The following is a 26,707-nucleotide window of genomic DNA, read 5'->3' as shown; positions in this document are numbered from 1 at the left end:
GTCTCCGGCTCCACCCGCACAGTCGCTCCCCGCTGCTTTCGGAGTCGGCGGGGACGACGGTGTCGTCAGAGGCGGTAGTACGGAGCCGGACGCCGACGGCTCCAAGCCCACTGGGGCCGAAGATGCCGTTGGCCTGCACTGGAGGAACTGATCTTTGTCAGTGGGGGAAGGAGCATCGAAGGAACGGCGAATCGATACAGGTCAACGGATTCTGTCGGTTGACCACCAGGGGCGGTTCCCGTAACTGCCTTGATCGGCTTCACAGAGCTCCCGGCGCGGATCCGTCCGCGCCGGGAGCTCTTTTTCGCGTGGGCCGGGCGGCCGGGGTCGGGGTGGCTGCCCGACGGCCGGCGGAGGCGACGGCGGTACGCGTGGCGGTTTCCGCGCGCGGCGCGCCTGCCCACTCCATGACTGTCTCGGGACACCCGGGGCTCCCGCATCACGATCCGGTCTCGTCCGGCATCCAGGTACTTGTTTTCGGCCATGTAATCGATTCCAATCATCCGTGTAATCGATTCCACGGCTCGTTCCGCTGGTCTCGAGGCTACGGAAACCACAAGGAGGTGGTCCGGAAATGGCGAGCATCAAGGATGTCGCGGCCCAGGCAGGAGTCTCTGTCGCCACGGTCTCCCGTGTCCTCAACAGCCATCCCTCCGTCAGCCCGGACGCGCGTGCCCGCGTCCTCGCCGCCGTCGAAGCCCTCGGCTACCGGCCCAACGCCGTGGCCCGCTCGCTGCGCACCGATCAGACCCGCACGCTCGGGCTCGTCATCAGTGACGTGCTCAACCCGTACTTCACCGCGCTGGCCCGCTCCGTGGAGGAGGAGGCCCGGGCGCTCGGCTACAGCGTGATCATCGGCAACGCCGACGAGAAGCCCGAACAGCAGGACCACCACGTCCGCACGCTCCTGGACCGCAGGATCGACGGGCTCCTGGTCTCGCCGGCCGACGGTGAGTCCGCGCTGCTGCTGGACGTCGCCCGCACCGGCACTCCGATGGTCTTCGTGGACCGCTGGATCCCCGGGCTGGACGTGCCCGTCGTGCGCGCGGACGGTCATCACGCCATCCAGGACCTGGTCTCCCACCTGCACGGCCTGGGCCACCGCAGGCTCGCCATCATCGCGGGCCCGGCGGCCACCACCACGGGCAACGAGCGGGTCGAGGCCTTCCGGGAAGCGATGCGCGCCCACGGACTCGCCCTGCCCGACGCCTACATCGGGCAGGGCGACTTCCAGGCCGACAGCGGCCGGCGCGCCACCGAGTACTTCCTGTCGCTGCCCGAACCGCCCGAGATCGTGTTCGCCGCGGACAACCTCATGGCGCTCGGCGCCCTGGACGCGATCCGCGCACGCGGCCTGCGCGTCCCCGAGGACATCGGGATCGCGGCGTTCGACGACATCCCGTGGTTCCTCCACACCGGCCCGCCGATCACCGCGATCGCCCAGCCGACGGGCGACCTCGGCCGTGCGGCCGTGCGCGCCCTGGTCGACATCGTCGAGGGCCGCCCCCCGCAGTCCGTCACCCTGCCCGCCAGCCTCGTCGTACGCAGCTCCTGCGGCGAGCGCACCTCCACCCCGGGAGCAACGAGTGAGTGAATCGGTCGAGTTGCTGCGCATCGAAGGCGTACGCAAGACCTTCCCCGGTGTCGTCGCCCTGGACAGCGTCGACTTCGACCTGCGCAGCGGCGAAGTGCACGTGCTGCTCGGTGAGAACGGCGCCGGCAAGAGCACCCTCATCAAGATGCTCTCCGGCGCCTACCGGCCGGACAGCGGACGGATCTTCGCGGGCGGCCAGGAGGTGCGCATCCAGGGTGCGCAGGACGCGGAGAAGCTCGGGATCGCCACGATCTACCAGGAGTTCAACCTGGTGCCCGATCTGACGGTCGCGGAGAACATCTTCCTCGGCCGCCAGCCCCGCCGCTTCGGCATGATCGACCGGCGGACCATGGAAGCCGACGCGGAGGTGCTCCTGCGCCGCGTGGGCCTGCACGTCTCGCCCAGGGCCAGGGTCCGCGAACTGGGCATCGCCCGGTTGCAGATGGTCGAGATCGCGAAGGCGCTCAGCCTGGACGCACGCGTCCTGATCATGGACGAACCGACCGCAGTCCTCACCTCCGAGGAGGTCGACAAGCTCTTCGGGATCGTGCGCCAACTCCGCGCGGACGGCGTCGGGATCGTCTTCATCACCCACCACCTCGACGAGATCGCCGCCCTGGGCGACCGTGTCACCGTCCTGCGTGACGGCCGGAGCATCGACCAGGTGCCCGCCTCGACCCCCGAGGCGGAACTCGTCCAGCTCATGGTGGGACGCAGCATCGACCAGCAGTACCCGCGCGAACGCCCGGAGACGGGCGCGCCGTTGCTCTCCGTCCGCGGGCTGACCCGGGACGGGGTGTTCCACGACATCAGCTTCGACGTGAAGGCCGGTGAGGTCGTCGGTCTGGCCGGACTCGTCGGAGCGGGCCGCACCGAGGTCGCGCGCGCCGTCTTCGGCGCCGACCCGTACGACACCGGCACCGTCGACGTGAACGGCGAACGGCTGGGCAAGCACGACGTGACCGCCGCCATGGGCGCCGGGATCGGGCTCGTCCCCGAGGACCGCAAGGGCCAGGGGCTCGTGCTCGACGCGTCCGTGCAGGAGAACCTCGGGCTCGTCACGCTCCGCTCGGCGACCCGCTCCGGCATCGTCGACGTCAAGGGCCAGCGCACCGCCGCCGCGCGCATCGCCGAACAGCTCGGCGTACGGATGGCCGGGCTCGGCCAGCACGTCCGCACCCTGTCCGGCGGCAACCAGCAGAAGGTCGTCATCGGCAAGTGGCTCCTGGCCGACACCCGGGTGCTGATCCTCGACGAACCGACGCGCGGCATCGACGTCGGGGCCAAGGTCGAGATCTACCAGCTCATCAACGAGCTCACGGCCTCCGGGCACGCCGTCCTGATGATCTCCAGCGACCTGCCCGAGGTCCTCGGCATGAGCGACCGGGTCCTGGTCATGGCCCAGGGCCGCATCGCCGGGGAACTCCCCGCACACGAAGCCACCCAGGACGCGGTGATGGCACTCGCCGTCAGCTCCGCTCCCGTCACCACACCCACCGAGAAGGCAGAGGAGGGCCCCCGTGGCCACTGACACGCATCCGAGCAAGGCGGGCGCGGGCGGCGCCGGACACACCCTTCGCCGCCTCCTGCTCGACAACGGCGCACTCAGCGCCCTGGTCGTCCTCCTGGTGGCGATGTCGCTGCTGTCCGGCGACTTCCTCACCACCCAGAACCTCCTGAACGTCGGCGTCCAGGCCGCGGTGACCGCGATCCTCGCGTTCGGTGTCACCTTCGTCATCGTCTCGGCGGGCATCGACCTGTCGGTCGGCTCGGTCGCCGCGCTCTCCGCCACCGTGCTCGCCTGGTCGGCGACGTCCGCCGGCGTTCCCGTCTGGCTGGCGGTCATCCTGGCCGTCGTCACCGGCATCGCCTGCGGTTTCGTGAGCGGCGCCCTCGTCGCCTACGGCAAGCTGCCCTCGTTCATCGCGACCCTGGCCATGCTCTCGGTGGCCCGGGGGCTGTCCCTCGTCATCTCCCAGGGCCGGCCGATCCCCTTCCCCGACTCCGTCTCCGTGCTCGGTGACACCCTCGGCGGCTGGCTGCCCGTCCCGGTCCTCGTGATGATCGCGATGGGCCTGATAGCGGCCCTCATCCTGGCCCGTACCTACATCGGCCGCTCCATGTACGCCATCGGCGGCAACGAGGAGGCGGCCCGTCTCTCCGGACTGCGGGTCAAGAAGCAGAAGCTGGCCATCTACGCGCTGTCCGGTCTCTTCGCCGCCGTCGCCGGAATCGTCCTCGCCTCCCGTCTCGTCTCCGCGCAGCCGCAGGCGGCGCAGGGATACGAGCTCGACGCGATCGCCGCGGTCGTCATCGGCGGCGCCAGCCTCGCCGGCGGCGTCGGCAAGGCATCCGGCACCCTGATCGGCGCGCTCATCCTCGCGGTGCTCCGCAACGGCCTCAACCTCCTCTCCGTCTCCGCCTTCTGGCAGCAGGTCGTCATCGGTGTCGTGATCGCCCTCGCGGTGCTGCTCGACACCCTTCGCCGCAAGGCCGGGTCAGGCGCCGCGTCCGCGGGCGGCTCGTCCGCCGCCCCCGGCGCACCCGGCAAGGGCCGAAAGGGAGCGATGCAGATCGGCATCGCGGTGGTCTGCCTGGCCGCCGTCATCGCCGCCGTGACCTTCTTCAAGTCGGGTTCCTCCGGCGGCACCACCAAGGTGGGCATGTCGCTCTCCACCCTGAACAACCCCTTCTTCGTGCAGATGAAGGAAGGCGCGCAGGAGGAGGCCGACAAGGCGGGGGTCGACCTCACCGTCACCGACGCCCAGAACGACGCCTCGCAGCAGGCGAACCAGCTGGAGAACTTCACCAGTTCCGGTGTGGACTCCGTCATCGTCAACCCGGTGGACTCCGACGCGGTCGGCCCCGGCGTCCGGGGCGCCAACAAGGCCGGCATCCCGGTCGTCGCCGCCGACCGGGGTGTCAACAAGGCCGAGACCGCGACGCTCGTCGCCTCCGACAACGTGGCGGGCGGCAAGCTCGCCGCGAAGACGCTCGCCGACCGTCTCGGAGGCAAGGGCAGCATCGCCGTCCTCCAGGGCACCGCCGGCACCTCCGCCAGCCGGGAGCGCGGCGCGGGCTTCGCCGAGGGCATCAAGGCCTACCCGGGCATCAAGGTCGTCGCCACCCAGCCCGCCGACTTCGACCGCACCAAGGGCCTGGACGTCATGACGAACGTCCTCCAGTCCCACCCCGGGATCACCGGTGTCTTCGCCGAGAACGACGAGATGGCGCTCGGCGCCGTCAAGGCGCTCGGCAGCAAGGCCGGGAAGTCGGTGGCGGTCGTGGGCTTCGACGGGACCCCGGACGGTCTGACGGCCGTCGAGGCGGGCACGCTGTACGCCTCCGTGGCCCAGCAGCCCGACGAGCTCGGCAGGATCGCCGTGCGGAACGCCGTCCGCGCGGCGGAGGGCGACAAGCTCGGCAGCATGGTGAAGGTGCCGGTCAAGGTCGTCACCCGGCAGAACGTCGCCGACTTCTCCTGATCACGGAAGGCACTCCCTGATGTACGAACACGAGGACCCCGCTCCCGCCGCGCCCTCCCGGTACGACCTCCTGGTCGTCGGCTCGGCCAACGCCGACCTGGTCGTCGGGGTCGACCGGCGCCCCGGGCCGGGGGAGACGGTGCTCGGCTCCGACCTCGTCGTCCACCCCGGCGGCAAGGGCGCCAACCAGGCGGTCGCCGCCGCGCGCCTCGGCGCGCGGACGGCGCTGCTGGCCCGGGTCGGCGACGACGCCCACGGGCGGCTGCTGCGCGACTCGCAGCGGGAGGCGGGCGTGGACACGGGCGGAGTCCTCGTGGGCGGGGCGCCCACCGGCGTCGCGCTCATCACCGTCGACCCCTCGGGGGACAACAGCATCGTCGTCTCGCCCGGCGCCAACGCCCGGCTGACCCCCGAGGACATCCAGGGGGCAGGCGCACTGATCGCGGCGGCCCGTGTGGTCTCCGTACAGCTGGAGATCCCGCTGGACACCGTCGCCGCGACGGCACGCTCCCTGCGTCCGGGCACGCGCCTGGTCCTCAACCCCTCACCGCCCGCGCCGCTCCCCGACGAAGTCCTCGCGGCCTGCGATCCCCTGGTCGTCAACGAGCACGAGGCCCGCTTCATCCTCGGGGTGAGCGCGGGCGGCACCCCCGAGGCCTGGGCGCAAGGGCTCACCGCGCTGGGCCCCCGTTCGGTCGTCATCACCCTGGGTGCGGAGGGAGCGCTCGTCGCCGACACCCGGGGCGATGGCGCCGTGCACGTGCCGAGTCCCCGGGTCGACGCGGTGGACACGACGGGCGCGGGTGACGCGTTCACCGCGGCCCTCGCCTGGCGGCTCGGCCTCGGCGAGGCCCTCGCCGAGGCCGCCGCCTTCGCCGTTCGCGTCGGCGCGGCAGCCGTCACCAAGGAGGGGGCGCAGGCGTCCTTCCCGACCGCGGAGGAGGTCGCCGCGCTGTGAAGAAGGCAGGCATCCTCAACCGTCATCTCGCGGGAGCCGTGGCCGAGTTGGGCCACGGCGACGGCGTCCTTATCTGCGACGCCGGCATGCCGATCCCGCCGGGCCCCCGCGTCGTGGACCTGGCCTTCCGCGCCGGAGTCCCGGCGTTCGCGGAGGTCCTGGACGGCCTGCTCGCCGAACTGGTCGTGGAGTCGGCGACCGCGGCGGAGGAGACGCGGCGGACCAACCCGGAAGCCGCCCGCCTCCTGGCCGACCGCCTCCCGGACCTGACCCTCGTCCCCCACGAGCGGCTGAAGGCGCTGACGGCGTCCGCGCGCCTGGTGGTGCGGACCGGGGAGGCGCGGCCCCACGCCAACGTGCTGCTCAGGTGCGGCGTCTTCTTCTGACCGCGCGCCCGGCCGCCGTCAGGCGCAGGCGGCCGTCATGCGCGGCGGCCGGGACCCTGTTCCCTCGCGTCGTAGTCCGCCCTGGCCCGGTCGACCTCGGGCAGCCGGTCCGCGGCCCACTCGGCGAGCGTCGCGAACAACGGGGCCAGACTGCCCCCCAGTTCGGTGATCTCGTACTCCACCCGGGGAGGGACCTCGGCGTGGTAGGTGCGCAGGACGAGGCCGTCGCGCTCCAGCTGGCGCAGCCGTTGCGTCAGCACCTTCGGGGTGATGGTGGCCAGACGGCGTTCGAGCTCGACGAACCGCTGCCGTCCATATGTGTGCAGGGCCCAAAGGATCGGTGTGGTCCACCGGCTGAACACGATGTCGACCACCGGCGCGATCGGACAGGCCAGTTCGGGTACGGGCTCCGGCCGTGTCCGGAGTGTGGCGTCGGTCACACGAGGCCCCTCTCCCCATTACTTTCCTCTAGGTACCTACTATCCCGGCGCCGGTAGCTTCTCACCCGTCCACAGCGAACGAGAACAGGGGAGCGATCATGATCGTGGTGACAGGGGCGACGGGCAATGTCGGCAGGCCACTTGTGCGGGCACTCGCCGCAGCCGGCGAGCGGGTGACGGCCCTCTCGCGGAGCCTGCCGCGAGAGGGCGCCGAGGCACTCCCGGCCGGCGTACGGCACCGGTCGGCCGACCTCACCGATCCCGCGAGCCTCGGGCCGTCCTTCGAGGGGGCGCGGACGCTGTTCCTCCTGGTGACGGGGGACTGGATGTCCTCGTCCGCCGGTCCCGAGGGCATCCTCGACGCCGCACGGTCCGCCGGGGTACGGCGGATCGTCCATCTGTCCTCCCAGGGGGTGGCCACGCGCCGCCACCCGCCGGTACTGGAGGACGCGATCAAGCGGTCCGGACTGGGGTGGACGATGCTGCGGCCGGGCGGCTTCAGCTCCAACACCTTCCGGTGGGCGGGGACGATCCGGACGCGACGGGCGGTCGTGGCACCCTTCGGTGATGTCGCGCTGCCGGTCGTGGACCCCGCCGACATCGCGGAGGTGGCCGCCGTCACCCTGCTGGAAGCGGGGCACGAGGGCAGGACCTACGAACTGACCGGGCCGGCGCCCGTCACGCCGCGGCAGCAGACGGAAGCCCTCGCGCAGGCGCTGGGCGAGACGATCCACTTCGTGGAACAGAGCCGGGCCCAGGCGAGGGAGCAGATGCTGCACTTCATGCCCGAGCAGGTCGTGGAGAGCACCCTCGACACCCTGGGCGCTCCGCTGCCCGGGGAGCAAGAGGTCTCTCCGGACGTGGAGAAGCTCCTCGGCCGCCCGGCCCGTACGTTCGCGGCGTGGGCGCAGCGCAACGCCGCCGCCTTCGAGTGAGCCCGAAGGGGAGGGCGCCTGGCTGGGCCCGTAAGGCCTCCGCCCGGTCGCGCCCCGCCTCGGTGAGAACGGCCGCAGTTCCTCCCGGGCCCCGATCGAGGTCCCGGGCCGGTTCCTCCGGCAACCACAGGGGGCCGTAACCCGTACCGAGGCCGAGCGGCCATGCCGGACCTAGGGAGGAGGGGGCAACGGTCGGGCTGGACGGGTGCACTCGCGGCGGTCACGGGTGCGCACGCGGACCGAACACCCGTGCCGCCGCGACTCCCCGGTGCCGGCCGCCGCACCGGTGCGCCTACGGCTTCAGCACCTCCCGGAAGGTGTAGACGCCCGACGGTTCCATCCGCACCAGCGCCATCGGCTTCCCGTCCGGATTGCCGTCGGAGGCGAAGGAGATGGGGCCGCTCAGGCCCGACACGGCCTCCCTGCCGCTGAGCTGGAGCAGCATCTGCAGCGTGGCACCCGTGTTGACCTGCCCCTTCCCGTCGGGGCCCGCCGCGTTGCGTACGGCCACGCCCAGGGTCCACAGCGCGTCATGGCCCAGGATGATCTGCCCGTCCTGGAGCACCTGCATCGTGGTGTCGGAGGCCCCGCCGAACTCCGTCCGGTACAGGGAGAGGAAGTCGGGCAGCGGGTTGTTCGGCGCGGCGTAGACCTGACCCGCGAGGGCGGGATGCCCGAGGGAGGTGTACAGGACGGTCACCCGGCTGTCCGTCCACTCCGTACGGAACTTCTCGCGCTTGGCCTCGCTCTCCAGCGAGCCGTAGTACGTGCCGACCGCGTCGTCCCCGGTGACCAGGGTGACCGGGCACCGTCGGTCGGGGGCCGACATCGAGTAGATGAAGTTGCGGACGTTGACGCCCCGCCCGGCGAAGAACACCGCGTCCGGCCGCAGATCGCACACCTTGTCGGCGACGGACGAGAAGGCGTTGGACACCCCGTCCACACCGGAGAGGAACTCCAGCGGGGCCCCCTCGGTCTTCAGACCCCGCTCGGCCGCCGCCGAGGCGAAGGCCGTCGACATCGAGGTGTTGTAGATGTCGTCCTCGTTGCGGTCGCGGATGACCGCGACCTTGAAGCCGGGATCCGCCTCCTGCCGCTTGCGGAGGTAGTTGACGGCGGCCCTGGCCTGGTCGCGGTTGGGCGCCGAGGTGCGGAAGAAGCCGGGACGGGCCGCGTCGGAGAGACCGTCGGCCGTCACCGTCGCCCCCATCATGGGGATGCCCGCGTCACGCAGGGCGTCCACCGCGTCCCGGGTGCCTCCCCGGCTCTGGCCGAAGCCGGCGACGGCGACCAGGCGGTTGTCGTCCTTCGACAGGGCGACGAGGTCGTCGGTGAGCGTCCGCCACTGCTCGGAGCGCAGCCCGAGATTGCCGACGAGCAGACGGATCTGCGGAAGGTCGCCGCGTCCGGCACCCAGGTCCGGGTCGTTGAGCTCCCGTTGCGCGAGATAGGCGCCGATCAGCTCACCGCGCAGCCCGTACTTGGCCTCCTCCTCGCCCTTGACCGTGGTCAGCGGCTCGACGTAGGCGATGGAGACGTACTTCTTGCCGGACTTCTCGACGCGCTCGTTCTCCGCCTCGATCTTGTCCATGACCTCGGTCAGGGAGGGGTCGAAGGCGAACGAGCCGTCGGTGACGCCGATGCACTCCTCGCGGACGCCTTTCTTGAGGATGCCCGGAGCGCACTCCACCTTGTTGTGCTGCCAGGCCTGGTACGCCTCCACGCCGCCCCACACCGCGCCCGCGAGCACGAGCACACCGGCCACGACCCACGGCGCCTTCGGCCGGGGCGGACGCGGGGGGACGAACGTGTCGTCGTCGTCGAGGGCTACCACCACGGCTTCCTCTCGTAGCGCTGGGCCATACGCAGCAGCACATGGCGGTCGTGTTCGTCACCGATGGGCCGACGGAGCGTCAGGAACTCCTCGACGATGTCGGGATACAGCTCCGCGTACGGATCACCCAGCGGATCGCCGTAGGGCTGCGCCGTCCCGTCGGGCCGGGGATGGGGGGTGATCCAGCCGGCCGCCAGCAGCCGGGTGATCGCGCGCCGTGCGGCGTCGCCGCCGGCGACACCTACCAGGCGTTCGTACCGGTCGCGGGCCGCCTCCGGCAGCGCCCCGTCCCAGCGGCACGGGGCCCGCTGGAGCCAGGCCAGGTCCGCGCACCACTCGTCCGCGCCCACCTCGTCGAAGCGGTCCCGCAGATAGTCGACGGCGGAACCCAGGTCGTCCAGGGCCAGATCGTGGTACGCCACCGCCCGCAGGTCGCCCCGGGCGACGGCTGCCGCGCGCAGCGCCCGGTGGGCCCCGTTCCACGAGCCGGGCCCTCCGTCGTCCGGGGCGCCGTCCAGGCGGCGCAGCAGCAGGAAGCGGGTGAGCCGGTGAAGGGCGGGGAGCCCGCCGTCCGGTTCCGGTACCGTCCGCAGGTCGTCCGCGCAGTAGCCGACGAACTCGCGCAGCACCGGTTCCTGACCCTCCCAGAGTGATTCGCACGTCTCCGCCCGGCCGAGGGTGACACCGGCGGCGGCCCGGGGCATCAGCCGGGCCAGCTGCGAGGAGCAGTCCTTGAGCAGCAGGTCCAGCAGACGTGGGGCCGCCGACAGGGAGGGCACCGGCTGGACACTGCCGTCGGCCGGAGCGAGGCACCGGCGCACGCGGTCGTCCCACGGCAGGTCCGCGGGCATGCGCCGCAGATGGTCGAGCACGGCCGCGGTGCCCGCGGGATGGCCCCGGGTGATCTCGTACACGATCCAGCCGAGCCACTGCACCGCGTTGTCGGTGCGTGGCAGCACCGAGCCGGGCGGGAGGGTGTCCAGCACGGCCGCCGCGTGCGCCTCGACCTCGCGGCGGCTGAGATCGCGCAACTGGCCCGCCGCGATCAGTGGTCCGGCGGACAGCGGCCGGAAGTGGGACGGCTGCGGCCAGCTCTCGCGGTAGTCGGGGCGGCGCCCACTGCCGGTCTCCGCGCGGACCAGCGTCTCCGGGCGCTTGCGGGCCGTCGTCACGACGAGGAGCGGATCCGGGCGGCCGGAGCGCTCCCGGGACTCCAGCAGCAGGGTGAGAAAGGCCTCGCCGACCGCCGAGTCGACGTTGTCCAGCAGGGCGAGGCAGTGCGTGGTCCGTAACCGGTCGGCGCGGCCCGAGGCGTACGCGCCGCGAAGGTCGGCCAGGAAGGAGTCGAGCAGGACCCGTTCGGCCTCGGCCCGCTGGGCGGGGTAGCCGTGGTACAGCCGGTTCACGCCGACGAGGAAATCCGCCGTCGCCCCGCGCCCCGGCCCCGACGCGGACGTGTCGGCCAGCCGCCGGCGCAGCCGCACCCCCAGCCGCATGCGTATGCCGCCCTGGACGAGCGGCATCACGACCGAACTCCAGCCGGGCAGCCCGATGCCCGCGAGCTGGGCGACCCCGTCGACGATGCCTTGCAGCTCCTCGTACGAGTGCTCCCGCGCGCGCCCCGCCCGCAGGGCCTCCGCCATCTCGCGCACGGCCTGCTCCCGGCTGCGCGCGTCCACGGCGGTACCGACCGCGGCGATCAGCGAACCCAGGGCCGGGAAGCCCAGCTGGGGGATGCCGTCGTGCCGGGCGCCGAGCTGGAACGCCAGCTCGATCAGCACGTCGATGGGGGTCCCGCCCCGCTCGCCCACGGGTTCCAGGTCGATGCTCGCCAGCGGGACCCGCTGGGCCCAGCGGCTCAGATGGCCGGTGAGCGCGGTCTTGCCGCTCCCTCTCGGCCCCAGCAGCATCAGGGCGGGCAGCGGGCGCAACGGGCCCTGCTGCCTGCTGAGGATGTCGGCCACGCGCCGGCGCACGGCGATGTCCCGTTCCGATCTTCCGGCTCTGTCGTCGGCCATCCAGCTCCCCCCGCCGACTGAACGATTCCCCGTTCCGCATCGCTCGAACTCACGTGTCACAGAACGTTATGCGCTCTGGCGTGCCGCCGGAGACCCTGCCGTACGAGGCGCCCCCCATGCGCCCCACGTGCGCCCCGAACGCGCCCCTCTCGGCCCGTGTGCTTGCTACGCTTCGCGCGTGACTGCCGGGTCGGCCATGGGCCATGTACGAGTAAGGCGCCCGGCCGACGCGTGAGCGCGTGGCGGGCCCGAGCCCCGCCCGTCCCGTCGTGCCCTTCCCGCCGGCGCCCTGGTGCGTCGCCCCGTCCCAGCGGACACCCACGACACGGAGACACGTCAGTCATGCCTCACACACAGCACCCGGACGCGCAGGAGACCCGGCAAGGGGTCGATGCCGTCCACCTGGACCACCACGCCGTCCACGCCAAGGACCGAAGCCTGTCGGCGGAGTTCATCGCCACCGTCCTCGGCCTGGAGGTGGGCCGGCCGTTCGGGCCGTTCCTCCCCCTCGACCTGGGGAACGGCGTCACCCTGGACTACTACGAGCTGCGCGACGAGCCCGTGCAGCCGCAGCACTACGCCTTCCTCGTGCCCGACGCGCAGTTCGACACCATGATCGCCCGGCTCGTCGCGCTGGGAGTCACCTACTACGCGGACCCCCGGCACGGTGAACCGGGCCGGATCAACCGGCTCTTCGGGGGCCGGGGTGCCTACTTCGAGGACCCGGACGGCCACAACATGGAGATCATGACGAGGCCCTACGCCCGGCCCCGCTGAACCGCTCGCGTCGGCCCGGCGAGGCGGAGGCCGCTCACGCTGAGGTCCCCCAGGCGGGGCCCTGCGCGCGGACGCCCTCCGTGAGGCCGTCCACCAGAGCGGCCAGAGCCGAGGCCAGCGCGTCGAGCCCCGGGCCGGCCGGCCCGCCGGGCTCGGTCATGTAGAGGTCGCGCCGGATCTCGATCATCAGCGCGCTGACCCGCCTGTCCTTCCCGTAGTGCTTCAGCGGGACGTACGTACCGGGAAAGGGGCTGTTCAGCCCCGTTCCGCCGAAGCCGGCGAACGCCGCCTCCGCCCGGGCCAGGAGCCCGGGCGGGGTGTGGAAGCCGTCGGTGCCCAGACAGACGGGAGGGCGGGGCCCGGCACCGTGCAGTTCGTAGGGGAGCGCCGCGGAGGGGTAGGAGTGGACGTCGATCACGATCGCCCGCCCCGTGGCGTCCAGCCGTTCGTCGACCGCCGCGGTCATCGCCCGTGCGTAAGGGTGGAAGTAGCGGTCGAGCAGCGGACGGGGATCCTCCCCGGGCGCGCGGAGCGGCTCACCGTGGGTGGTGCGTGTGTAGACCGCGCCCATCCCCACGGCCAGCATCTCCTCCCGGTCGTCGGGGAAGCGCTCGGGGTCCACGACCAGCCGCGACAGTCCGTTGACGAACCGCCAGGGGGTCACCGCTCCCGTCCCGCAGGCTCGCGCCGCCAGTTCGGCGGTGTGGGCGTCGGTGATGTGGTCGAGCTCGGCCGCGAGCGCCGCGTCGTCGAGCACGAGGGCGTCACGCACATGCTGTGGCACGACCCGGGAGGAGTGGGGAACATGCAGCAGCACGGGCGACACGGCGGCGCCGGGCACGAGCCGGAACGGGAGGGGTTCGGGTCTCACCAGGAGGTCCTTGTACGGCTGAGGGGGCGGAGGACGGGCTCGTGCGGGCCGGCCGGGCTCAGCCGACCGCGCCCGGACCGCCCGAGGCGAGCCGGTCGTTGAGGTCATGGGCCAGGGCGGAACCCAGAGACCGCGCCCTGGACAGGTGACGCTCGAACGACGTGATACGGCGGAACGTCTCGCTGTAGGGGACCTGGTCCTCCAGCGGGAGCTGGAGCACCGAGAGGCGCCGTACGTCCACGCGGGCCGAACTCGACGCGTGGGTCCCGGCATGGCGGCCGTTCGCCGGAGCCCGGAGGCACCCGGCGAGGAAGTGGGCGTCCAGCTTTCCCGGATCCACGCGCAGGGCGAAGAGCTGCGCTCCCAGGGCGACCGGCGGGCCCTGGTGGACCCAGGCGTCGAAGGCCCTGACCACACCCGCCACGATCACGTCGCCCTCCTCGGCGACCGAGGGGTGCCCGTCGCCGGACAGCCAGGCGCTCGGCGAACCGTCCAGCAGGAGGTCGGGCACCGTGAGCAGCGGGACCGACTGCTCCCGGGGGTCCCGGAAGACCTCCGCCGACTCCGGGGGATGCGTTCCCGGTCTCAGGGTGACCGCGCCCGCCCTGACCAGTTCGCCGACCGTCACCGTGGAGTGGCGCCCCTGGGCGGGAATCGCGGCGTCCAGAGGGGCGAGAGCCGCGCCCAGTTCGCGCAGGGACGACAGGACGGCGTCCAGTTCGCTCCAGCGTGCGACCGATTCCCTTCCGAGGACCTCGGGGCCCGCCGCCACGTACCTGCCGGGCGTCACGTCGACGTCGTCGTCCAGGAGATCCAGCAGCGGGACACGGACCGCTCCGTGCGGCAGGGCGGCTGCCGGACGGTCCAGGCTCTCCAGCGCCGACAGCACCAGGTCCTCGGTCGCCCTCCAGTCCGGCCCACGCCCGCCGGGCCTCGCGTGCCGCGAACCGTCGACCAGCAGGGCGTCGGCGACGCCACGCCCCGAGCCGCCGTCCGGCGCACACAGAACCCAGAGCTGGAGCGACACGCTGTGGGGCTGGGCACAGCCCTGCGGCAGAGCCACCACGGCGCGCAGCAGGCCGTGGCGGAGGAGTGAACCACGGATACGGCGGCCCGCGCGGCGCGAGGCCACGGCCGGCGGGAGGACCACGACGGCGGCGCCCCCGGGCCGCAGATGGGCCAGCAGGTGCTGCACCCAGGCGAGTTCGGGCTCCGTGCGCGGAGGGAGCCCGTGGACCCAGCGCGGGTCGGTCGCCAGCTCCTCGTATCCCCAGTCGCGCTCGTTGAACGGCGGGTTGCACAGGGCGATGTCGGCGCGCAGGTCCGGATACGGGTCGACGCGCAGGGAATCACCGGTGGCGATCCTCGCCCGTACGTCCCGGGCGTCCCCGGTGAACTCCAGGCGCGCAGCCCCCAGTGCCGCAAGCGTGGCGTCTGCCTCGCAGCCCAGGAGTTCGTAACGGCTCCCGCTCCCCACCGAGGCGGCTGCCGCGAGAAGGTTCGCCGAGCCGCACGCGGGGTCGAACACCGTCAGGGTGCCGTCCCGCCCCTGTGCCGACCGGGCGCCCCACGCGATACGCGCCATCAGGGAGGCGAGCCGGGGCGGTGTCGCACTGATCTGGCGGACGTGGGCGTCCAGCCAGCGGTGGAGCAGGAAGTCGAAGGTCTCCGAGGGCCCTTCGCGTCCACCGATCTCAGCGGTCTCGGTGACGAGCGCGCGGGCCTGTGCGGAGAGGAGCGGGGCGCCCGGCCCGGGAGCCGCGCCGCGCATGCGGTAGGCGGCCTCGGCGATGGCCAGGCCCGACTCGTCCCGGCCCGCCAGCGTCTCGAACCGTGGCCACAGCAGCTCGCGCCCCCCGGCCTGTTTCAGCTTGCCGTTGTCCCTGAGCCACTGCTCCACCTCGGCCAGGGCGAACTGCGGTTTGACGTCGCTCCCGCCGACCGGCGCCGGGAAGGAGTCGTGACGCCGCCGCCAGTTGCTCACCGCCGCCCGGCCGACTCCGGCGATCCGTGCGATCTCGGCCAGGCTGACCGGCACGGCGTCGGGGGACGTCATCGGATCTCCAAGGTGCTGGAAGGCATGACAAGGGAAGCCACTGTGGGGGGCACGCTACTACGCCGTTGACTTTGTTCACAGCGCGATGAGGGCGTGCGCGCGGATCGAGCAGGGACCACAGGACTTCCCGTGCCCCTCCGTCCGTTCCCCGGGCGGCTGTTCCGCCGTATGCCGGGCCGTCGTCCTAGCCGGCGGCCGACGCCACGAACGCCGCCCATCCCGAGCGTCCGACCCTCAGCACCGGACCGTCGCACCCGGTCTTCGTGTCCCGCACGAACACCGCGCCGGGACCGGCCGCGACCTCGACGCAGTCGCCGCCACCGGACCCGCTGTAACTGCTCTTGAACCAGGCCGGTTCGTCCGTGTACCGGGGTACCCGCTCCACGCTCATGTCTCTCCCACCAGCCGTTCGATGAGCCGCGCAGACTCCACGCCGTTCAGGGCCTGCGATCGCAGCTTGCCATAACGCATGCCGAACGCGCTGACCTGAGCTGGTTCCCGGACGAGGCAACCGACTTCCTGCGACTCGATGTATCCGAGGTGCACGTGCTCCTCCGTCTCCAGCACCACGAACGGCCCGTTCAGGCCCGCGTGGAAGCCCGATGCGGCGGGCATGACCTGTACCTCCACGTTGCGCGTCCGGCCCACCTCCAGGAGACGGCGCCACTGGCCCCGCATGACATCGGCCTCACCCACGGGATTGCGCAGCGCCTCCTCGCTCACGATGAACGACAACTCCGCCAACGGCACGCGCGTCAGCAGTTTCTGCCTGCTCAGCCGCGCCTCCGTGTGCTGGTCGACGATCTCCTCGCTCAGCGGCGGGCAATGTCCCGCGAAGACCGCCCGTGCGTACGCTTCCGTCTGCAACAGCCCAGGAACCAGCAGCGGATCGTAGGAGAACCGGCTCACCACCTCGGCCTCGATGAGCGCGAAGTTGCGGAAGAACTGCGGCAGTTTCGCCCGGTCCACGTCGTCCTGCAGCACGGACAGGACCCCGGACGCGCCCAGCACCCGGTCGGCGGCCTCGGTGAACGCCTCCTTCGCGGGCCGCCGGCCCTGCTCGACGGAGGCCACCTGCTCCAGCGAGTAACCGATGGCCTCGCCGAGGCTCTGCTGGTTCAACCCCGCGCGTCGGCGCAGGTGCTGGAGGAGCCTGCCGTAGGCCACCCACACGCCGGGCAGTTCGCCGTCCTCCCGGGCCCTCGCCTTGGTCGCGCGCCCGCTCCGGGGGTCCCGCATCGCCGTCATGCCGCTCTCCGCCACCGCTCGTCCTCCGCACGCCCCGCGCCGATTCCCGATTCGCCCCGTCGGGATGAGGTTCAACGGGTGGGTCGTTTCCCGGGACACGGCCGCCACTCCTGGAGGACCCGTACAAGACCCGTACAACAGGGCCGGAGCGCGGAGGGCACCGTCCGTACCGCGCCACCTCGTACGGGCGACGTGCCTGGTCGGGGCGGTTCTCGCGGCAAAGGATGAGGTCCGTGAAGCAACAGGAGGACGGACGTGAGACCTCATTCCCCGACGCCGGGTTCAGTCTCCGGCTCAGCGGCACGCCACGAGGTGCGCGCCTCGCGCGCACGCTGGCCGTGCAGCACGTGGCCGAGTGGTGCGGTGGCCCCTACGACACGGACGCGGTCAGGGCGGTCGCCCTCGTCACGGCCGAGCTCGCGTCCAACGCGATCACGCACGGCCGCCTGCCGGGGCGCGACTTCCGGTTGACGCTGCGGTTGCGCACACGAAGCGTGCGGATCGAGGTCACGGACACCCGTCCGGAACGTCTTCCACCGGTTCCCCCGGCCGGACCGCGGTGCCCGGAGGCCGACTCCGGGCGCGGGCTGTTGCTCGTCGAGGCGTACGCGGACCGCTGGGGCTGCTCGACCCTCGACGCCTGGACGAAGACCGTCTGGGCGGAGGTGCGGCTGAGCTGACGCCATGCCTCCCGTAGGTCGAGGGAGGTGTGGGGGAGGGGGCACGCAGCCGCGCGGGCCGGCCGGCGTTCCCGGCCGGCCCGCGCGGGGCGGAGGCGGATCAGCCGGCCCAGACCTCGGCGTCGTCGGCGGGGACGGTGGTGGCGAGCTTGAGCTCCTTGCGGGCGCCGACCGTCTTGTTCGGGTCGATGCCGGTGAAGGCCACGTCGTACGCGATGTAGAAGGCGTCCGTGTCGGCGGCCGACGCGGCGTCCTTCCACGAACCGGCGGTCTTCTCCAGCTGCTCGGTGAGCTTGACGGTCTCCGGCTTGACGATGCCCTTGAGGTTCGCGAGATGGGCGTCCAGCGCCGTGGAGACGGCCTTGGCCTGCTTCTTGTAGCCGGCCAGGTCGTCCTCGATCTGCTCCGCCTCCGGCTGGTTCGCCCACAGGGCTTCGTAGACGGCGTTCGCACCCTTGAGGTAGGCGAGCTGGTCGTCGTTCAGGGACTCGTTCTTCAGCGAGTCCGTGAACGTGCCGTTCTCCTTGGCGTACGTGCAGCTCACGGACCGGTCGCCGGTCGCCCAGCTCTCGGCCGTGGGGTAGTAGTAGAAGAGCTCGACGCCCTCCGGAACCGCCCAGGTGTCGGAGATGAACTTCAGCGACTCGGCCGGGCACCGCTCGTCGGCGATCTTGGACGCGCCCTCGTCGCCGGGGTACTTCGACTCGCCCTCGATCGAGAACTCGCCGACGACCTGGCCCTCGTGAGCCTCCGCGCAGGGGACGATCTCGACGCTGAACTCCTGGCTCTCGGTCGCCCCGCTGTTCGGGTTGTAGCAGTCGCCGGTGGTGAGCGAGAAGACGGAGCGCTGACGGACGACCTTCTTGGCGCCGGCGGTGGCGCTGTCGATGGCGTCGGAGCAGCCCACCGCACCGACGGCGATAAGGGCTACAAGGGCGGATATGCCGCGTGCGGAGCGAGACGTGACACCGAGAAACATGGCTGGGGCATCCTCAAACAACGGAAGATCTGTGAACAGGTGTGCGCATCGTATGGCATGGATGCGACATTGCTGTGTTCAGGTCATGTCCGGAGGTCAGCGCGGAGATCGTCCACACCCGCGCTGACCAGCCAGAAGGTGGAAAAGGGCCGCCGTGAAATTTTCTTGTGAACTGAGTCAATGACTGACATCCTTGAGTGAATGGCGGCATCGGGGCTGTGGTCGCAGGGGCGGCCTCCCCTGGGGGAGGGGATTCCGCATGTGTGAACCGCGTCGGTGGTCGGCGCAGGGGGCTTCGAGGCGGCTAGGGTCCCGTAGTCCAACTCGGCGCGCGCACAGGCGTTCCGAGCACCGTGCCGGGAACGCCGGGCGCCCGCACCCGCCCGAGCCGAAGGAAGCCGAGCCCGTGACCACCACAGCTGTCACCACCGCACCGGGAGCGGCGCACGCGCGCAGGCATCTCCCGTGCGTCCCGCGGAAGGGATGAGGAACCTGACATGAGAACGTTGCAAACCGTGGCGCTCCTCGCGTCGGCCCTGGGCTCCGCCCTGATGGCCGGACTGTTCTGCGCCTTCGCGTACGCCGTCATGCCGGGCCTGGCCCGCACCGACGACCGCGCCTTCGTGCGGAGCATGCAGAACATCAACCGGGTCATCGTCAACGGCTGGTTCCTGGTGCCCTTCCTGCTGCCCCTGCCGCTGCTCGTGCTGGCGACCGTCCTGGCCGCGAGGGGACACAGTCCGGGCGCCCTGCCGTGGATCATCGCGGCACTGGCCGCGTACGTGGTGGCGTTCCTGGTCACCGGTACGCGGAACGTCCCGCTCAACGAGGCGCTCGACAAGGTGCCGCCGGACGCGTCCGCCGACCGTCTCGGGGAGGCGCGTGCGGCGTTCGAGGACCGATGGGCCCGGTGGAACACCGTCCGCGCCGTCCTGCACACCCTGTCCCTCGGCACCCTGCTCTGGGCGCTCCACCTGCACGGGGCGGCGTGAGGGGCGCGCCCCACGGCGACCTGACCTCCAGTCAGGCCGCCACGGTGAGCGCCGGCTTGGTCAGTGCCTGGGCGCTCACCGGCATCGCGGCCGGGGCGAAGACCACGACCCGCAGCAACGCGAAGCGTCCGACCCCGGCCACCGCGGAGGCGGACAGGTACACGCTCTGCTCCACCAGGGCCGAGGGGGCGGACTGCACGGCGTGCAGCACGAGCAGGGCCGCGGTGGTGAAGACGTAGCTGACCGCGACCGTGAGCCCGGACTGCAGATGGACCCGCCACCCCCGCTGGTCGCTGCGGAAGGAGACACGGCTGTGCAGTTCCGTCGCGACCACCGTGGAGACGACGGTGACGACCGCGTTGGCGACGACCAGCGGAAGGTGACCGGCGAGCAGCACCAGCGCACCGCTGGAGGCCAGGCCCACGCCACCGCCGCAGACGACGAAGCGTACGAAGGCCGCGACGAGCGGATGGGTGGTGCGCGGTGCGGGCCGGTGCGCTGGGGCGGTCACTGGAAGGGCCTCCGGTCGGAGTGCGGAACGGTGTTCTGATTCCACCTGACAGTCTGGAGCCCGCGCGTCCACCCCACGAGGCGGTCAGACCCCTACTTTTCTGGGGGGTGGACCCCGGAGTGGAGTGGGGGGACAGCCCTACCCCACGGCCGTGGAGCAGGCCGGGCCCGTACGGAGCGGCAGGCCGCGTGACCTCGGGAACCTCTCCTCGTTGACCAAGGCCGCCGTCTGTCGTGCGGCGGGGTGAGGAGCGGTCATGCACGTGTCCCCGCGGGTACGCCCGGAATCCGAGGGCCGGGACTCCGGGGCCCCGGGCTCCGGCGTCCCGGAGTCCGCCGGGCAGGCGGGCGTCCGGACGTCCGTCCCTCGCAACCCGGCGGGGCGGGGAACAGTCCTGCTGCGGTGGCCGGCCGGGATCGCCGTGGTCTTCGCCGCCGTGCAACTCTGTTTCGTCGTACCGGGATCGGGGCTGTCCTGGGACGAGACGGTCTACGTCAGCCAGGTCGGTGGCAACGCCCCGCCCGCCTTCTTCAGCGCCCCGCGCGCCCGGGGGATCACCTATCTGGTGGCCCCCGTGGCCGCGTTCACCGACTCGACCACGATGCTGCGGATCTACCTGGCTCTCCTGTCGGCCGCCGGGCTGTTCGCCGCCCTGTGGATCTGGCGCAAGGTCCTGCCCCCGCCCGTCCTGGTGGGGGCAGGAGCTCTGTTCGCCGGCCTGTGGCCGACGCTGTTCTACGGCCCGGCGGCGATGCCCAACCTGTGGTGCGCGCTGGGAGCCCTGGCCGCGACCGGCTGGGTCGTGAGGGCGCTGCGCGACGGCACCGGCGGAGCGGAGACGAGGGGTGCCGGAGCGGCGGTGGCACTGGTCGCCCTGATGCGGCCCGCCGACGGATTCTGGCTCGCACTGCCGACGGCCCTGGTGGCCGTCGCGCTGCCCGGACGGCGGCGGCCGGGCCTGTGCGCCGCGGTTCTCGCCGGGCTGGTGGCGGGCTGCGCCCCCTGGGCCGCCGAGGCGTACGCCCACTACGGGGGCGTCGCCACCCGGCTGCACAGGGCCGGTGAGATCCAGGGCGGACTGGGATGGAACATCGCCGTCGACGACCATCTGCGGGCCCTCGCCGGACGAACCCTGTGCCGCCCCTGCGACATCGGCTGGGAGAGCCCCGCCATGGCGCTCTGGTGGGCCGCGCTGCCCCTGCTGACGGCCGGTGGGGTCGTCGCGGCCCGAAGGGCGGGCCGAGGTGCCGCCGCACTGGCGGCGGTCGTCGTCGGGGTCTCGACGGCGCTGCCCTACCTTTTCCTGGTCGGATACGCCGCGCCACGCTTCCTCCTCCCCGCCTACGCGCTCCTGGCCGTGCCGGCCGCCGAGTGCGTCACCCACCTCGTCACCCGCGCGCGCCGCGCCCGCAGACCGGCGGGACTCGCCCTGCTCGCCCTGACCCTGACGGCTCATCTCACCGTCCAGCTCCTCGTCCTCAGCCATGTGATCCGCACGAGCCATGCCACGACCTCGGACTTCGCCGCCGTGGCACGGGCGCTGAACCGGGCGGGGGTGCGCCCTCCGTGCGTGGTCAGCGGGGAACAGGCCGTCCCGGTCGCGTACTACGCGGGCTGTGTCTCACGCCAGACCTCCGGCCACGACGCGAGCACGACCCCCGCCTCCCTGCGCGCCGCCGCGCGTGACGTCCCCACGGCGGTCCTGGTCCTGGAGGGGGACGGCCCACCCGCCGAAGGGCTGCGGTCCGTGCCGCTGCCGACCGGCCGTGGCGTGGCCGCCCTTCGGGGGTATCTGCTGCCGTGACCCGGTGCGCCGGGTCACGGGGGCGGCCGGGCCGTCCGGCCGACCGTGCGGCCCGGACGCGGCTGGCGGACACGCCGCCGCACGGCCGAGGCGCGGTCACCGCCGTCCCAGGTCCCCAGGGGCGTCAGGGTGCGCGGTCCGCCACGCCGCCATCGAGAGGTCCCACTCGTCCCCGGACAGCGCGGTGAGCGAGGCCGGGAAGAGGCCGTCCTCCTCCTTGGCGATGTGGTGGTGCAACTCGTCCACCGCCGCTCGCAGGCGTACGACGTCCTCGGTGCGGCCCAGATCGACACGGCCGAGGAACGCGGCGAGCTCGCGGTGTTCCCGTACGAGGGCGTCGATGTAGCCGGCGTACTCCGGATCGCCGCTCATCACCGCGAAGAGCCCCGCCTCCTCGCCCTGCCAATGGGCGCCCAGCTCACGCTCCATGCGCACGACCAGCTCTCCGGCCAGCGCGCGGTCACCCTGGTCCAGGGCGCGCAGGGCATCGCCCGCCGTGTCGGTGACGGACTCGTGCTCCGCGATGAACTCCTTGATCAGCGGGGTCTCGCGGCAGCCGCAGTAGTGGCACATCCACCCACCGTAGCCCGGAAGATGGCTTATGGGCGGTTGGTGAATTCCGCCGACGGTCACCGTGGCGTGGGCGTGGGCGTGGGGTGGAACGGGAGGCGGGGCCGGAGTGTCCCGGCCCCCGCCACGTGACCGCCGCCGGAGGCTCAGACTCCGGTTCCGCTCACGACGCCGGTTCCGGCTCCGTCCGGGGGGCCTGGACGGCGACCCGCTGCACGCGCGCCCCGACGCGCAGCAGATGATCCCGGTAGTCCCGCGTGTCCAGGGCCAGGGAGCGGTCGAGCCGTGCGGCGTTGAAGAAGATCTCCTCGTGCTCCAGCACCCCCGGATCCACGACGAGTTCGAGATCGGGGTGGAAGCTGAACGGGAGGATGGTGCCGCTGACGCTTCCCGAGAGCTCCTCCGCCCGGTCCGCCGAGGCGAACGAGACATAGCTTCCCTCGGCCAGCGCCTTGAGGCCGGGGAGGTCGACCCGGGCGTCCCCCGGGACCACGGCGAGGAAGTACCGCTTGGTGCGCTTGCCGGTCTTGACCATGACGACCAGGCACTTGGCTCCCTGGGACACCGGATGTCCCCGGAGCGCGCTGACCTCCTCGGTGCGCCCCTCGGGGGCGTGGTCGATGACGCGGTAGCGGGCGCCGTGCTCGTCGAGCAGCGACACGAGCCGCAGATAGGCGTCGTCGCCGGTGCCGTCCGCGGACTCCTGCGAGGCGGACGCAAACTGCTGGGGCACGTTGACCATCCTTCGTCGTACAACCGCTGGGCCTGGGTGATGCGTTGCCGTCACGACGATAGAGGGTGGACGCCCGGTGTCCCGCCCGTCCCGAAGTGGTCCCATGTGATCATGTGTTCGTCAACGCACCCGCGCCCTGGGTAGGTTGGGTGCGTCTGTGACCATCGTCGTCGGCACCGCCGGCGTCCGCCGTGATCCGGAGGCGTCCATGAGTGAGTACCCGCAATCGTCCGGGGCTCCGGCCGATGCCCAGCTGTCGGAACGGATCGACACCACGCGTCCGCACTCCGCCCGCTTCTGGAACTACTTCGTCGGCGGCAAGGACAACTACGAGGTCGACCGTGAGATCGGGGAACAGATCAGGACGTTCTTCCCCGGGCTGGTCGACGTGGCCGTCGCGGGACGGCAGTTCCTGCGGCGCTCGGTGCGCCACCTGGTGGAGGAGCGGGGCATCCGCCAGTTCCTCGACATAGGCACGGGGCTGCCCACGGCGGACAACACGCACCAGGTGGCCCAGAGCTTCGCTCCCGAAGCCCGCGTCGTCTACGTCGACAACGACCCGCTGGTCCTGGCGCACGCGCGCGCCCTGCTCACCAGCACGCCCGAAGGGGCGACGGACTACATCGACGCCGACCTCTACGACCCGCAGGCCGTCCTCGCCGAAGCGGCGAAGACGCTGGACTTCGACCGGCCGGTGGCGCTGATGCTCCTCGGCATCCTCGGCCACGCCGACGACTTCGGCCATGCCAGGGACATCGTCGGCCGGCTCATGGCGGGGCTGCCCTCCGGCAGCCACCTCGTGGTCTACGACGGCACCCGCACCAGCGAAGGGATGATCGCCGCCGAGGAGGCGTACATCGAGAGCGGGGCGGTTCCGTACTACGTACGCGAGCCCGACGAGATCGCCACACTCTTCGACGGCCTGCGGTGGGTCGAGCCCGGATTCGTCCGGCTCAGCGAGTGGCACCCTGACGCGGACAGCGCGACGGTCCCGGCCGACGTCGACGCCTTCGGCGGAGTCGGCTACAAGGAATAGGAGCCGGCCGCGACGTGCGGAGGCAGGAGGAGCCGAAGCCGCCCCGGTGGCATCCCCGGGGCGGTCCGCGCCGGCCGCACTCACCCGCCGCCACACCGGCGCCGCGCCGAAGGAGCCGCACGTGAGGCGGGTGCCGCCGGAGGGAAACCGCACGTGAGACGGGTGCCCGGGCGCTCGTAGGGCGCGTCGTCAGGTCCGGCCGCCGCCCGCGTGTTACGAATGCCGGGCCGACGGACGACCGCCTCCGCGCCCACCTGGGTGCTGCCTGAAACGCCCCGGTAATCCGCTCGGCGCGGGAGTTCCCTAGCCTCGCTCGGGAATCGTCGGAGCAGCGGACGGAGGCGGTGCCGTGGCCGGCGCACCAGCACGCGGACGACAGGCCGGAGGCGGCACAGGGCTGTCGCACCGCACGATCCACGGTTACCGCCGTGCGTACCGGATGGCGGGGCAGGGACCCGCCATCCTCCTCATCCACGGCATCGGCGACTCCTCGGCGACCTGGGCGGAGCTGATCCCCGAGCTGGCCCGCCACCACACCGTGATCGCCCCCGACCTCCTCGGGCACGGTTCCTCGGACAAACCCCGGGCCGACTACTCGGTGGCCGCCTACGCGAACGGCATCAGGGATCTGCTGGGCGTCCTCGGCATCGAGCGCGCCACCCTGGTGGGGCACTCGCTCGGCGGCGGTGTGGCCATGCAGTTCGCCTACCAGTTCCCCGAGCGGACCGACCGGCTGATCCTGGTGAGCGCGGGCGGCGTCGGCCGGGAGGTCAACCCCGTACTGCGGGCGGTGTCCCTCCCTGGTGCCGACCTGATGCTGTCCATGCTGCGCCTGCCCGGGATGCGCAGCCAGGTCGGCCTCTTCACCCGGCTGATCAAACTGCTCGACACCGATCTCGGCCAGGACGCGGACGAACTGCTCGACCTCGTGGACGCCCTCCCCGACTCCACCTCGCGCAGCGCCTTCATCAGCACCCTGCGCGCGGTGGTCGACTGGCGTGGCCAGGTCGTCACGATGCTGGACCGCTGCTATCTGGCCCAGGGGATGCCCACCCTCCTGCTGTGGGGCTCACGGGACAGCGTCGTCCCCGTCCACCACGCCTACGGCGCCCACGCGGCGATGCCCAACAGCCGTCTGGAGATCTTCGAGGGTGCCGGGCACTTCCCCTTCCACACCGATCCCACACGCTTCCGGGACCTGGTCGAGGACTTCATGAGCAGCACGGCGCCCGCCGACTGGAGCCAGGAACGCTGGCGCGAACTCCTCCGGGCCGGGCGTCCGGGCAGCGCGCGGGGAACGCCCGACCCGGCCTTCGAGCGGGCGGTGGACCGGGGCCTGCGGGAGGCGAGCGAGCGCAGCGCCACGTGAGGGCGAATACGGCCGGCGCCTCCCGCTCGCGTCACGCCTTCCGGGCCACGGCACACCACATGGGCAGGGTGTCGTCCGGCGTGTCCGCGGGGGCCGGCCGCCAGCGTGTCAGGGTGACCACGCCCGGCTCCAGGACCTCCAGACCGTCCAGGAAGCGTGCCACCTCCTTCTGCGTGCGCGGGGTCGCCGACGCGTGGCTCGCGGCACGCTCGTTGTAGATCCGCATGGACTCGGCGACCTCGGGGGCGGTGACGTCGGCGGCCGGATGCGACAGGACGAGGAAGCTGCCGGGGGCGAGGCGGTCCAGCAGGCGCCGGGTGATGTCCCACGGGTCCTCGGCGTCCTTGATGTACTGCAGGATCGCCACCAGCATGAGCCCGACCGGACGGCTCAGGTCCAGGGTGCGGGACGCCGCGTCGAGGATCGTGTCCACGTCCCGCGCGTCGGCCTGTACGTAGTCGGTCTGGCCTTCGGGGCCGCTGACCAGCAGCGCCCGGGCGTGGGTGAGCACGATCGGGTCGTTGTCCACGTACACGACTCGCGATTCCGGTGCTGCCTGCTGGGCCACCTCGTGGGTGTTCTCGGCGGCGGGGATCCCCGTACCGATGTCGAGGAACTGACGGATTCCCTCGGAGGCGAGATGACGCACCGCCCGGCCGAGGAAGGCCCGGTTGGCCCGGACCGACGGCACGATGGTCGGGTTGGCCCCGGCGGCGAGCTCGGCCGCCTCCTGGTCCACGGGGTAGTGGTCCTTACCGCCCAGCCAGACGTTGTAGACGCGGGCAGGGTGGGCGGCGGTGGGATGGGGGGTGGGCAGCGCGTACTCGTTCATCGTTCGTCACCTCGTGCGACCAAGACAGCCGGATCGGCCTTGTGTTCGGCCACGGTACCTCGGTGATCCAGTGAGGGCCGTCGGCCCCGGCGGAGGTGCGCGGCACGCCGCCTGACGTGGCGAACTCCTGTGCCGCGCCCGCGCGATGCCGCTCCGTGACCGCCCGGGGAGGCAGGTGGCAGGTGGCCGGTTCGCTCCGTACGCTGGGCCCATGTGTGTCTACGCCGTGGCGTCCTACAAGGTGCACCACGTGTGCGTCCCGTGCCGCCTCAGCTTCAAGCGGCACGCCGATCGAAGCCGGGTGCACCCGTGCCCCACCTGTGCGCGCCCCCTCGTCAGTGCGGGGCACGACTTCGCCCCGCCGCGCAGGCGCGATCTCCGCGGCTGGTCGGTGGTGGCCGTGGTCCTGGGGGCGGGGCTGCGGTACGAGGGGCGGTCCGCCTGCGGGTGCGCCAAGGAGCCCGGTTACCGTCCCCGGACACGCGCCGACGTGCGAGCGCGACGCATCGCTGCCGCACGCGAGGGGCTGCCACTGGCGGTCGCACTGGCCCGGCCGGACGCGCACACCGGCTGACCCGCGCGCCCGGCTGCCGTCCCCT

The 26,707-nt window shown here is 72.1% G+C and carries 25 protein-coding genes; 13 read left to right on the top strand and 12 right to left on the bottom strand.

Annotated features, from left to right (window positions below; translation table 11 throughout):
• The first annotated feature begins 574 nt into the window (after positions 1 to 574).
• From ACFY8O_RS23945 to rbsD, 5 genes are read left to right on the top strand one after another with little or no spacing between them, the layout of a single operon-like run.
• Positions 575 to 1,594, top strand: a complete 1,020-nt coding sequence (locus ACFY8O_RS23945) for a LacI family DNA-binding transcriptional regulator (RefSeq protein ID WP_145811809.1) — start codon at positions 575 to 577, stop codon at positions 1,592 to 1,594.
• Positions 1,587 to 3,125 (top strand): sugar ABC transporter ATP-binding protein, encoded by a 1,539-nt coding sequence (locus ACFY8O_RS23940; protein WP_387905523.1) that lies wholly within the window; start codon positions 1,587 to 1,589, stop codon positions 3,123 to 3,125. Before ACFY8O_RS23945 ends, ACFY8O_RS23940 begins: the two co-directional genes overlap by 8 nt.
• Positions 3,115 to 5,079, top strand: coding sequence for an ABC transporter permease/substrate-binding protein (locus ACFY8O_RS23935; RefSeq protein WP_145811813.1), 1,965 nt, complete (start codon positions 3,115 to 3,117; stop codon positions 5,077 to 5,079). The genes ACFY8O_RS23940 and ACFY8O_RS23935 overlap by 11 nt, the downstream gene beginning before the upstream one ends.
• 19 nt (positions 5,080 to 5,098) lie before the next feature.
• A complete protein-coding gene (locus ACFY8O_RS23930) occupies positions 5,099 to 6,037 on the top strand; it encodes a ribokinase (RefSeq protein WP_387905520.1) in 939 nt (312 codons plus the stop codon).
• Entirely contained in the window at positions 6,034 to 6,423 is a 390-nt protein-coding gene (rbsD, locus tag ACFY8O_RS23925; RefSeq protein ID WP_145811817.1) for a D-ribose pyranase, read from the top strand. The genes ACFY8O_RS23930 and rbsD overlap by 4 nt, the downstream gene beginning before the upstream one ends.
• A gap of 35 nt (positions 6,424 to 6,458) precedes the next feature.
• Here the strand turns inward: rbsD and ACFY8O_RS23920 are convergent, their stop codons facing one another.
• The gene (locus ACFY8O_RS23920) at positions 6,459 to 6,863 is read right to left on the bottom strand and encodes a winged helix-turn-helix transcriptional regulator (RefSeq protein WP_387905517.1); all 405 of its coding nucleotides are present in this window, start codon (positions 6,861 to 6,863) and stop codon (positions 6,459 to 6,461) included.
• A 98-nt stretch (positions 6,864 to 6,961) separates the two neighbouring features.
• Here ACFY8O_RS23920 and ACFY8O_RS23915 point away from each other — a divergent pair, with 98 nt between their 5' ends.
• The gene (locus ACFY8O_RS23915; protein WP_387905514.1) at positions 6,962 to 7,798 is read left to right on the top strand and encodes an NAD(P)H-binding protein; all 837 of its coding nucleotides are present in this window, start codon (positions 6,962 to 6,964) and stop codon (positions 7,796 to 7,798) included.
• Positions 7,799 to 8,090: 292 nt separating this feature from the next.
• On the opposite strand, the gene ACFY8O_RS23910 is transcribed toward ACFY8O_RS23915, so the two are convergent.
• Both ACFY8O_RS23910 and ACFY8O_RS23905 read right to left on the bottom strand, forming a co-directional pair.
• On the bottom strand, positions 8,091 to 9,635 hold the full coding sequence (locus ACFY8O_RS23910) for an ABC transporter substrate-binding protein (protein ID WP_387905511.1): 1,545 nt from the start codon (positions 9,633 to 9,635) through the stop codon (positions 8,091 to 8,093).
• Positions 9,626 to 11,650: an ATP-binding protein gene (locus ACFY8O_RS23905; protein WP_145811824.1), complete on the bottom strand. Its 2,025-nt coding sequence runs from the start codon at positions 11,648 to 11,650 to the stop codon at positions 9,626 to 9,628. Before ACFY8O_RS23905 ends, ACFY8O_RS23910 begins: the two co-directional genes overlap by 10 nt.
• 342 nt (positions 11,651 to 11,992) lie before the next feature.
• Here ACFY8O_RS23905 and ACFY8O_RS23900 point away from each other — a divergent pair, with 342 nt between their 5' ends.
• Positions 11,993 to 12,427 (top strand): VOC family protein, encoded by a 435-nt coding sequence (locus ACFY8O_RS23900; RefSeq protein ID WP_145811826.1) that lies wholly within the window; start codon positions 11,993 to 11,995, stop codon positions 12,425 to 12,427.
• 34 nt (positions 12,428 to 12,461) lie between these two features.
• On the opposite strand, the gene ACFY8O_RS23895 is transcribed toward ACFY8O_RS23900, so the two are convergent.
• The 4 genes from ACFY8O_RS23895 to ACFY8O_RS23880 all read right to left on the bottom strand — a co-directional run bounded on the left by ACFY8O_RS23895 (position 12,462) and on the right by ACFY8O_RS23880 (position 16,593).
• Positions 12,462 to 13,301 (bottom strand): N-formylglutamate amidohydrolase, encoded by an 840-nt coding sequence (locus ACFY8O_RS23895; protein WP_387906090.1) that lies wholly within the window; start codon positions 13,299 to 13,301, stop codon positions 12,462 to 12,464.
• A 55-nt stretch (positions 13,302 to 13,356) separates the two neighbouring features.
• Entirely contained in the window at positions 13,357 to 15,354 is a 1,998-nt protein-coding gene (locus ACFY8O_RS23890; RefSeq protein ID WP_387905506.1) for an N-6 DNA methylase, read from the bottom strand.
• Positions 15,355 to 15,538: 184 nt separating this feature from the next.
• Complete coding sequence (locus tag ACFY8O_RS23885) at positions 15,539 to 15,745, bottom strand: DUF397 domain-containing protein (RefSeq protein ID WP_145811832.1); 207 nt, start codon at positions 15,743 to 15,745, stop codon at positions 15,539 to 15,541.
• Entirely contained in the window at positions 15,742 to 16,593 is an 852-nt protein-coding gene (locus tag ACFY8O_RS23880) for a helix-turn-helix domain-containing protein (RefSeq protein WP_387906088.1), read from the bottom strand. The genes ACFY8O_RS23885 and ACFY8O_RS23880 overlap by 4 nt, the downstream gene beginning before the upstream one ends.
• A 242-nt stretch (positions 16,594 to 16,835) precedes the next feature.
• On the opposite strand from ACFY8O_RS23880, the gene ACFY8O_RS23875 reads away from it, so the two are divergent.
• Positions 16,836 to 17,282, top strand: coding sequence for an ATP-binding protein (locus ACFY8O_RS23875; protein ID WP_387905504.1), 447 nt, complete (start codon positions 16,836 to 16,838; stop codon positions 17,280 to 17,282).
• Positions 17,283 to 17,382: 100 nt separating this feature from the next.
• Here ACFY8O_RS23875 and ACFY8O_RS23870 read toward each other — a convergent pair whose 3' ends face one another.
• Complete coding sequence (locus tag ACFY8O_RS23870) at positions 17,383 to 18,261, bottom strand: septum formation family protein (protein WP_145811837.1); 879 nt, start codon at positions 18,259 to 18,261, stop codon at positions 17,383 to 17,385.
• A 497-nt stretch (positions 18,262 to 18,758) separates the two neighbouring features.
• On the opposite strand from ACFY8O_RS23870, the gene ACFY8O_RS23865 reads away from it, so the two are divergent.
• On the top strand, positions 18,759 to 19,253 hold the full coding sequence (locus tag ACFY8O_RS23865; protein WP_145811839.1) for an anthrone oxygenase family protein: 495 nt from the start codon (positions 18,759 to 18,761) through the stop codon (positions 19,251 to 19,253).
• Positions 19,254 to 19,284: 31 nt separating this feature from the next.
• Here the strand turns inward: ACFY8O_RS23865 and ACFY8O_RS23860 are convergent, their stop codons facing one another.
• Complete coding sequence (locus ACFY8O_RS23860; RefSeq protein ID WP_387905501.1) at positions 19,285 to 19,764, bottom strand: hypothetical protein; 480 nt, start codon at positions 19,762 to 19,764, stop codon at positions 19,285 to 19,287.
• A gap of 256 nt (positions 19,765 to 20,020) precedes the next feature.
• Between ACFY8O_RS23860 and ACFY8O_RS23855 the strand changes: the two genes are divergently transcribed.
• Complete coding sequence (locus ACFY8O_RS23855; RefSeq protein ID WP_387905499.1) at positions 20,021 to 21,568, top strand: hypothetical protein; 1,548 nt, start codon at positions 20,021 to 20,023, stop codon at positions 21,566 to 21,568.
• Between the two features lie 96 nt (positions 21,569 to 21,664).
• On the opposite strand, the gene ACFY8O_RS23850 is transcribed toward ACFY8O_RS23855, so the two are convergent.
• Complete coding sequence (locus ACFY8O_RS23850) at positions 21,665 to 22,141, bottom strand: hemerythrin domain-containing protein (RefSeq protein WP_387905496.1); 477 nt, start codon at positions 22,139 to 22,141, stop codon at positions 21,665 to 21,667.
• Between the two features lie 160 nt (positions 22,142 to 22,301).
• Complete coding sequence (locus ACFY8O_RS23845; protein ID WP_387905494.1) at positions 22,302 to 22,871, bottom strand: YbaK/EbsC family protein; 570 nt, start codon at positions 22,869 to 22,871, stop codon at positions 22,302 to 22,304.
• A 208-nt stretch (positions 22,872 to 23,079) separates the two neighbouring features.
• Here ACFY8O_RS23845 and ACFY8O_RS23840 point away from each other — a divergent pair, with 208 nt between their 5' ends.
• Together ACFY8O_RS23840 and ACFY8O_RS23835 are read left to right on the top strand one after the other, a co-directional pair.
• Positions 23,080 to 23,907, top strand: coding sequence for an SAM-dependent methyltransferase (locus tag ACFY8O_RS23840; protein ID WP_387906085.1), 828 nt, complete (start codon positions 23,080 to 23,082; stop codon positions 23,905 to 23,907).
• 349 nt (positions 23,908 to 24,256) lie between these two features.
• Positions 24,257 to 25,276, top strand: a complete 1,020-nt coding sequence (locus ACFY8O_RS23835) for an alpha/beta fold hydrolase (protein WP_145811846.1) — start codon at positions 24,257 to 24,259, stop codon at positions 25,274 to 25,276.
• Positions 25,277 to 25,307: 31 nt separating this feature from the next.
• Here ACFY8O_RS23835 and ACFY8O_RS23830 read toward each other — a convergent pair whose 3' ends face one another.
• On the bottom strand, positions 25,308 to 26,108 hold the full coding sequence (locus tag ACFY8O_RS23830) for an SAM-dependent methyltransferase (protein WP_145811847.1): 801 nt from the start codon (positions 26,106 to 26,108) through the stop codon (positions 25,308 to 25,310).
• A gap of 211 nt (positions 26,109 to 26,319) precedes the next feature.
• On the opposite strand from ACFY8O_RS23830, the gene ACFY8O_RS23825 reads away from it, so the two are divergent.
• Positions 26,320 to 26,682, top strand: coding sequence for a hypothetical protein (locus ACFY8O_RS23825; protein WP_387905489.1), 363 nt, complete (start codon positions 26,320 to 26,322; stop codon positions 26,680 to 26,682).
• Positions 26,683 to 26,707: the final 25 nt, after the last annotated feature.

This window comes from Streptomyces argenteolus, from assembly GCF_042902585.1.
In the GTDB taxonomy this organism is placed as follows: domain Bacteria; phylum Actinomycetota; class Actinomycetes; order Streptomycetales; family Streptomycetaceae; genus Streptomyces; species Streptomyces argenteolus.
Note: the sequence above shows the minus strand (reverse complement) of the source record. Positions and strands in the feature narration are given on the sequence as shown.